This is a genomic window from Streptomyces sp. NRRL F-2580 (assembly GCF_000720115.1).
Lineage (GTDB): Bacteria > Actinomycetota > Actinomycetes > Streptomycetales > Streptomycetaceae > Streptomyces.
In genome coordinates this window covers 1-980 of sequence record NZ_JOIR01000104.1, presented here as the reverse complement: position 1 = coordinate 980, position 980 = coordinate 1, and the positions used below count along the sequence as shown (strand labels likewise).

Here is a 980-nt window from a genome sequence, read left to right as displayed (position 1 = left end):
CCTAGACGAGTAAGTCCGATGTCTTCGGGTGCATAAAGCGAGGGTCTCGTTGGTTCGTTTGTGACGACAAACCTGGAGACCCTCGCGACTGCACTGTACGTGAGGATTGATGACTCTCTGGCAGGAACGCCGCGATGGGGTCGCCCGCCGAGGCTGACGGACGCCGAGCTGTTGACGCTCGCGGTCATGCAGGCCCTCCTCGGCTTCGCCTCCGAGACCCGCTGGCTGCGGTTCGCACGCCGCCACCTGGCCGCCGAGTTCCCCTACCTGCCCGAACAATCCGGATACAACAAGCGCCTGCGGGCCGCGAACACGCTGATCAGCCGCTTCATCCGCACCCTCGCCCGGGACACCGACCTGTGGCACGACGACGTATGGATCGTCGACTCCACCCCCGTGGAATGCGCCCGCTCGCGGCCCACCGTCCAACGCTCCGACCTCGCGGGCTGGGCCGGCTACGGCTACTGCCCCTCTCACTCGCGCTTCTTCTGGGGCCTGCGACTGCACCTGCTCTGCACACCCGGCGGCCTGCCCATCGCCTGGGCCCTGGCCCACCCCAAGACTGACGAGCGTGAAGTCCTCGCCGACATGCTCACGGGTGATCCCGACCTGCTGACCACCCACCCCGGCCAGACCGTCGTCGGCGACAAGGGCTACGTCTCCAAACACCTGGACACCTTCATGGCCGGCCACGGCCTGACTCTGCTGCGTCCCAGCTATCGCAACCTCAAGGCCCGGTCGGGCGAACACCTGCTCAAACCGATCCGGCAGCTGATCGAGTCGGTCAACGACACCCTCAAAGGCCAACTCGACCTCGAACGCCACGGAGCCAGAACCCCAGCCGGGGTCCTGGCCCGCGTCGGACAACGAATCCTGGCCCTGACCGCAGCCATCTGGCACAACCGGGCCCACAACACACCACTGACCAGGTCACTCATCGCCTACGACCACTGACCAGGCCTTCGGACTTACTCGTCTAG

1 protein-coding gene is annotated in these 980 nt (G+C 66.0%); it reads left to right on the top strand.

Annotation, left to right across the window (positions count from 1 at the left end; translation table 11 throughout):
- Positions 1-60 precede the first annotated feature (60 nt).
- Positions 61-954 carry an IS982 family transposase gene (locus tag IF88_RS0139620; protein WP_030724440.1) on the top strand — a complete coding sequence of 298 codons (894 nt, stop codon included), beginning with the start codon at positions 61-63 and terminating at the stop codon, positions 952-954.
- The last annotated feature ends 26 nt before the right edge of the window (positions 955-980 follow it).